We start from the raw sequence: 6,336 nt of genomic DNA on the forward strand, positions 1-6,336 counted from the left end.
GGCTGCGATGCGGATCGTTCCCTTGCCCCCCCCGGACGGCCATCACCGAAGATCACTTGGTCCAGGGTCGTGGCCTCCACCTCGATCTCGCCGGTTTTGGCAAACTTCTCCATGGCGTAGCGCCGGGTGAACGCCTCGTTCGGCGGCAGCAGCGAGTGGTTGGTCGGAACCGCCAGCAGATGCAGCGGCATGCGGCCCTCACGACCGGCGAGAGCCACCGGTTCGACCCGGAAATGCGCCCACGGAGTCCCCGATGCCGCCTCGTCCAGCAGCGTTTCGTAGCCCTCCGGGTCGGGCTCGAACGCCAGGACGGCCACCCGGCCGGCGGCCGGCCTGACGAGGTGGTGCGTGCCGCCCCGGGCGCCGATATCGATGAAGGTCAGCGGCTGTTCGGCCAGGAACGCGGCGACGGCCGTTTCCTCGAACAGTGGATGCCCGGTCAGCGCATCGAGCGCCGGATTGGATAGCCAGCCGATCGCATCCTTAAACATCCTGTCCTTCGAACCGCGCCACGAAATCGGCGGGAGCGATCCCGCGGACCGGCACCTGTTCCCGCTTGCCCGTGTTGCCGCGTCGGAAAGGCTCGCCGGCCCGGATATAGGTGTTGAGCAGCGCGTAGCGGTGGCCATCGGACATGTTGCGGTAGGAGCCGTGCGGGAAGTCGCCGTGGAGGAACAGGACGGCTCCCTTCGGAATGCGGACATCCACCCTGTCCAGCCCGTCCGGAAGGTCGGTCTCCTCGCTCAGGGTGTCCGTCCGCTCGTAGGTGATTCCGGCATTCGCCTTGTCCAGCACCTCGCGCACCGGCCGGCGGCCGGACTTGTGAATGCCGGGATAGCCGTAAAGGCCGCCGTTGGACTTGTCGACATCCACCAGCGCCGTCCAGGCGGAGGCGAAGGCGCCGTTTGGGGCTTCGACGAAGTAGTTGTCCTGATGCACGCCCATGCCCATCCGGTCCGGCGGGTTCATGAAGAGCTGGCTCTGCAACCCGAACGCCTCGCCGCCGACCAGCAGATCCATGACCCGCACGATAGCCGGCAGGCTCATGACCTCGTAGAAGGCGGCGTCCATCTTGTGGACGTTCATCTGGGGCCGGAAATCGCCGTTCAAGGCATTGGGCAGGCTTCGGGACGCGGCGATGACGCGGTCGCACTGCTCAGGGGACAGGACGTCCTGCTCTATGAAGAACCCCTGTTCGTTGAACAGGGCCAGAGCGGCATCGGGGTTCGATCGGAACGAGATTGTTTCGGTCATGACATTCTGCACAGTTGACCTATCCGTAACTGGATAGGACCAAGAGCGTTAATTTTTCTATAATCCGAGGCTTGGGCGTATGTCAGTAGTAAGGGAATCCGGCTGGGAGCGGGATTGTACCGCCACGGCCTCCCCGCCGCAGCCGCCGCTACGGTGAGACATAACCCGATATGTCTATTCCCAACAGCCGGACAAATCTCATTAACCATTCCGTAAGGATAGAATGGAATAGTCCGTTAGGCTTAACCCTTGCTTTGGCAGCACCGAAGCTGTCCGATATGGAAAATCTACAGGCGCGAGGGTCTTTCACCAAGAAAACCCTCAGTTATCATGAGTCAATTAAAAGTCCTGAAACTAGTGTTCAAGCGAATCGGTGAAATAATCGCATGTTGAATCCCGATTTCGAAGCTACACTTACCTCCGTCTACCGGACGATGTATCTCATCCGGCGGGTCGAGCAGGAGATCGTCCGCCTTTACCCGACGGACAAGATCAAGAGCCCGGTCCATCTGTCGATCGGCCAGGAAGCGGTCGCGGCGGCGGTGTGCGCCCATCTGACCGTCCGGGACACGGTGTTCGCCACGTATCGCGGGCACGCGGCCTATCTCGCCAAGGGCGGCGATCTCAACGGCATGATGGCGGAGCTTTACGGCAAGGCGGGCGGCTGCGCGCGCGGCAAGGGCGGCTCGATGCATCTGGTCGATACCTCCGTCGGCATGGTCGGCACCTCGGCGATCGTCGCATCGGCGATCCCGCAGGCGGTCGGCTACGCCTTTGCGCAGAAGCTCCGGAAGCGTCCCGGCATAGTGGTCAATTTCTTCGGCGAGGGAGCCACCGACGAAGGCGCCTTCCACGAAAGCATGAACTTCGCGGCGCTCAAGACACTGCCCATCCTGTTCGTCTGCGAGAACAACTCCTACGCCATATATTCGCGCGTCGATGACCGTCTTGCGGGACCGGGGTTGTGCGCCCGCGCCGAGGCCTACGGCATTCCCGCCCGCCGGATCGAGGGCGGCGGCGTGCCGGACCTGCTCGATGCCGCGGCGGAGGCGATCGCGGCAATCCGCGCCGGGTCGGGTCCGCGCTTCCTCGAATGCGAGACCTACCGCTGGCACGACCATGTCGGCCCCGGCGACGACCGGCAGTACCGGACCGGCTGCGAGGCGGAACTCGACCGCTGGATCGCCGCAGACCAGGTCGCCGCACTGGCGGAACGCCTGGACCGGACCATCGGCGAAGCGGCGCGCCGGGCGGTCGAGCAGGCGGTGGAAACCGAACTGGCGGCGGCGATCGACTATGCCGAAGACAGCCCCTATCCCTCGGACCAAGAAATATTCGACCATGTCTTCGCCCAATAGCGCCGAACGCGTCCTGACCTATGCCCAGGCGATCGCGGAAGCGATCCGGCAGGAGATGGGCCGCGATCCGGATGTCTTCGTCATGGGCCAGGGCGTCGACGACGCCAAGGGCATGTACGGGACCACCCTGGGCCTCCACGAAGAGTTCGGCGCCGACCGCAACTTCGACGTGCCGCTTTCCGAGGACGCGATGACGGGGATCGGGATCGGCGCGGCGCTGGCCGGCCTGCGCCCGATCCAGGTCCACCAGCGGATGGATTTCCTGCTGCTGTGCATGAACCAGCTCGTCAACATGGCGGCCAAGCAGTCGTACATGTTCTCCGGCGCCCATGCCGTGCCGCTGGTGGTGCGCGCCGTCATCGGCCGCAGCTGGGGCCAGGGCGCGCAGCACAGCCAGGCGTTCCATTCCTACTTCATGCATGTCCCGGGCCTGAAGGTCGTGGCGCCGACCACGCCGCACGACGTCAAGGGCTGCCTGATCGCCGCGATCCGCGACAACAACCCGGTGGTCTTCGTCGAGCACCGGATGCTGTACGGCTTCAAGGGCATCGTACCCGAGGAAGCCTACGAGGTGCCGTTCGGTCAGGCGCGCCGGCTGACCGCCGGGTCCGACGTCACCATCGTCGCGATCAGCCACATGGTGGTGGAGGCCCTCCGCGCCGGCCATCTGCTGGCGGAGCGCGGCATCGGCGCCGAGGTGATCGATCCCGTCAGTCTGGCGCCGCTCGACATCGGCACCATCGCCGCGTCGGTGAAGCGGACCGGACGTCTTCTGGTGGTCGACAACGGCTGGCTGAACTGCGGCGCCAGCGCCGAGATCGTGTCCCAGGTGGTCGAGCGGCTCCAGGGCGAGTCCTCGTTCAGGGTGAAGCGGCTCGGCTATCTGCCGACCCCCTGCCCGACCACGAGGCCGCTGGAACAAATCTTCTATCCGACATCGTGGTCGATAGCGCTCGCCGCCCATGAGCTTGTCCATGGCGCCGGGGCGCCGGCCTGGACCATCGCGCAGGACGACCCGCGCGAGATCGTCGAATTCAAAGGCCCGTTCTGAAGCGGGCGGCAGAGGGAGAACCCGACATGACCAGCACCGACGGCCGGAACCCGGCCGATCTTCTTGAAATTGTCCGCGACAGCGTTTCGGCATACTGCGCCGCCGCCCACGACTTCGGCTTCGATCCCGACGCTCCCGTCGTCAGGCTTCACGAGCCGACGTTCGGCGCGGAGGAGATCAACGCGGCGCTGGAATGCATGCTGACGACCCATGTCACCATGGGCCGCAAGGTCAAGGCGTTCGAGCGGGAGTTCGCCGATCTCTTCGGCTGGCGGCACGGGGTTATGAACAATTCCGGCTCCTCCGCCAACCTGCTGGCGATCGCCGGTCTGGCCAACCCCGCCGCCCGCGACGGACTGAAGCCGGGCGACGAGGTGATCGTGCCGGCGCTGTCGTGGTCGACCACGGTATGGCCGCTGATCCAGCTCGGGCTGGTCCCGGTGATCGTCGACATCGACCCGCTGACGCTGAATATCGATCCGGCCCAGATCGAGCGGGCGATCGGGCCGAAGACGCGCGGCGTCATGATCGTCCCGGTCTACGGCAATCCCTGCGACATGGACGCCATCACGGACCTGTGCCGCCGGCACGGCCTGATCCTGATCGAGGACTGCTGCGAGGCGCTGGGCGCCTATTACGACAACAAGCCGCTGGGTGGCTTCGGACGGGTCGGCACCTTCAGCTTCTACTATTCCCACCACATGACGACGCTCGAAGGCGGCATCTGCGTCACCGACGACTTCGAGCTGGCGGAGCTTTACAGAATTCTGCGTGCCCACGGCTGGGTCCGCGAGGTCGAGGACCAGCAGGTCTGGTACGACCGCTATCCTCATATCGACAAGCGGTTCCTGTTCGTCAATGTCGGCTACAACCTGCGGCCAACCGAATTGCAGGGGGCGATGGGCTCGGTCCAGTTGCCGAAGCTGGCCGGGTTCGTCGACACCCGCCGGGCAAATGCCGCATGGTTCGCGCAGGACCTTTCCCGCTTCGGCGAGTTCTTCGACTTCCAGCAGGAAACGCCCAAGGGCCGTCATTCCTGGTTCGGCTTCCCGATCACCGTCCGCGACGCGGCGCCGTTCGCCGTGACCGACCTGACCGCGTCGCTCAACCGGGCCGGGATCGAAACGCGCCCGATCATCTGCGGCAACATCGCCCTGCAGCCGGCCCTGAAGGACTGGCCCCACCGCGTCGTCGGCGACCTGAGGAACGGGACGCGGGTCATGACCAACGCCTTTTCGTTCGGCAACCATCAGGCGATCGGCGAACAGGCGCGCAGCTACGTCACCGACCGGATCGGCGCCTTCATGCGCGACCGCGGCTTGGCTTGAACGGGATCGGATGGATAGACGGAATGACGAAGCCGCGCGCGCTGATCACCGGGATCACGGGAATGGTCGGGTCCCATCTGGCCGAGTTCCTGATCGAGCATACCGACTGGGACGTCTTCGGCCTGTGCCGCTGGCGCAGCCCGCTGAACAACCTGGAAGCGCTGGTCCCGCGCATCAACCGGGGCGACCGCATCCGGCTGCTCTACGGCGACCTGCGGGACACGCTGTCGATCCAGCAGGCGGTGCGGCAGGCGCAGCCCGATTACGTCTTCCATCTGGCGGCCCAGAGCTTCCCGCGCACCAGCTTCGACGCCCCGCTCGACACGCTGGAAACCAATGTCCAGGGAACGGTGCGGGTGCTCGACGCGCTCAAGGATCATGCCAGGGACGCGGTGATCCACGTGTGCTCCTCGTCGGAGGTGTTCGGGCGGGTCCCGCGCGAGAAGCTGCCGATCGACGAGGATTGCAGCTTCCATCCCGCCTCGCCCTACGCCATCTCCAAGGTCGGCACCGATCTGGTCGGCCGCTACTATGCCGAAGCCTTCGGCATGACCACGCTGATCACCCGGATGTTCACCCATACCGGCCCACGGCGCGGCGATGTCTTCGCGGAATCCAGCTTCGCCAAGCAGATCGCCCTGATCGAGGCGGACCTGATCGAGCCGGTCGTCAAGGTCGGCAACCTGAACTCGCTGCGGACGATCGCCGATGTCCGGGATGCCGTGCGGGCCTATCACGCGCTGGTGACGGTCGATCCCATCGCCGGGGCCTGCTACAACATCGGCGGGACCTATAGCTGTTCGGTCGGCCAGATCCTGGACACGCTGATCGGCTTCTCCCCGCGCGGCAACGCGATCAGGGTCGAGGAGGATCCCGACCGGCTCCGGCCGATCGACGCCGATCTCCAGGTGCCGGACACCCGGCGTTTCAAGGCCCATACCGGCTGGGAACCGCAGATCCCGTTCGAGCGCACGATGCGCGACCTGCTCGACTATTGGCGCGGCGAGGTCGGCCGCCGGGGAGACAGCTTCCTTGTCCGCTGACGTCCAGGAACCGGGCCAGGAACCGGGCCAGGACCTGGGCCAGGACGCGGGCCGTCATGCGCATCGGGACGGGAAAGAACCGCGTCCATGATCATCACCCAGACCCCCTACCGGATCTCGTTCTTCGGCGGCGGCAGCGATTACCCGGCCTGGTTCCAGGACCATGGCGGCGCCGTGCTGGCGACTACCATCAACCGGTACTGCTACATCACCTGCCGCCGGCTGCCGCCCTTCTTCGAGCACAAGAGCCGGGTCGCATGGTCACGGATCGAGACTGTCCGCGACCATGCGGAAATCGAGCA

General features: G+C 65.5%; 6 protein-coding genes and 1 pseudogene. 5 read left to right on the forward strand and 2 right to left on the reverse strand.

What is annotated here, in order from left to right; translation table 11 throughout:
• Together AC5JJ6_RS36130 and AC5JJ6_RS36135 are read right to left on the reverse strand one after the other, a co-directional pair.
• A partial coding sequence (locus AC5JJ6_RS36130; RefSeq protein WP_496046667.1) for an FkbM family methyltransferase occupies window positions 1-491 on the reverse strand: 491 nt, incomplete at its 3' end.
• The gene (locus AC5JJ6_RS36135; RefSeq protein ID WP_496046668.1) at window positions 484-1,254 is read right to left on the reverse strand and encodes a phytanoyl-CoA dioxygenase family protein; all 771 of its coding nucleotides are present in this window, start codon (window positions 1,252-1,254) and stop codon (window positions 484-486) included. The genes AC5JJ6_RS36135 and AC5JJ6_RS36130, both read right to left, overlap by 8 nt.
• A gap of 386 nt (window positions 1,255-1,640) precedes the next feature.
• On the opposite strand from AC5JJ6_RS36135, the gene AC5JJ6_RS36140 reads away from it, so the two are divergent.
• The 5 genes and pseudogenes from AC5JJ6_RS36140 to AC5JJ6_RS36160 form a co-directional block, all read left to right on the forward strand.
• On the forward strand, window positions 1,641-2,612 hold the full coding sequence (locus tag AC5JJ6_RS36140; RefSeq protein ID WP_496046669.1) for a thiamine pyrophosphate-dependent dehydrogenase E1 component subunit alpha: 972 nt from the start codon (window positions 1,641-1,643) through the stop codon (window positions 2,610-2,612).
• A complete protein-coding gene (locus AC5JJ6_RS36145) occupies window positions 2,596-3,663 on the forward strand; it encodes an alpha-ketoacid dehydrogenase subunit beta (protein ID WP_496046670.1) in 1,068 nt (355 codons plus the stop codon). Before AC5JJ6_RS36140 ends, AC5JJ6_RS36145 begins: the two co-directional genes overlap by 17 nt.
• Before the next feature lie 26 nt (window positions 3,664-3,689).
• Window positions 3,690-4,991 carry a DegT/DnrJ/EryC1/StrS family aminotransferase gene (locus tag AC5JJ6_RS36150; protein ID WP_496046671.1) on the forward strand — a complete coding sequence of 434 codons (1,302 nt, stop codon included), beginning with the start codon at window positions 3,690-3,692 and terminating at the stop codon, window positions 4,989-4,991.
• A 23-nt stretch (window positions 4,992-5,014) separates the two neighbouring features.
• Window positions 5,015-6,034, forward strand: a complete 1,020-nt coding sequence (locus AC5JJ6_RS36155; RefSeq protein ID WP_496046672.1) for a GDP-mannose 4,6-dehydratase — start codon at window positions 5,015-5,017, stop codon at window positions 6,032-6,034.
• 87 nt (window positions 6,035-6,121) lie between these two features.
• A pseudogene (locus AC5JJ6_RS36160) lies at window positions 6,122-6,336 on the forward strand (kinase); the annotation flags it as partial.

Source organism: Skermanella sp., from assembly GCF_059503625.1.

What these genes read in the sequence shown, in the direction of transcription:
- AC5JJ6_RS36135 (WP_496046668.1), bottom strand. Translation starts at nt 1,254, where the DNA reads ATGACCGAAACAATCTCGTTCCGATCGAACCCCGATGCCGCTCTGGCC.
- AC5JJ6_RS36140 (WP_496046669.1), top strand. Translation starts at nt 1,641, where the DNA reads ATGTTGAATCCCGATTTCGAAGCTACACTTACCTCCGTCTACCGGACG.
- AC5JJ6_RS36145 (WP_496046670.1), top strand. Translation starts at nt 2,596, where the DNA reads ATGTCTTCGCCCAATAGCGCCGAACGCGTCCTGACCTATGCCCAGGCG.
- AC5JJ6_RS36150 (WP_496046671.1), top strand. Translation starts at nt 3,690, where the DNA reads ATGACCAGCACCGACGGCCGGAACCCGGCCGATCTTCTTGAAATTGTC.
- AC5JJ6_RS36155 (WP_496046672.1), top strand. Translation starts at nt 5,015, where the DNA reads ATGACGAAGCCGCGCGCGCTGATCACCGGGATCACGGGAATGGTCGGG.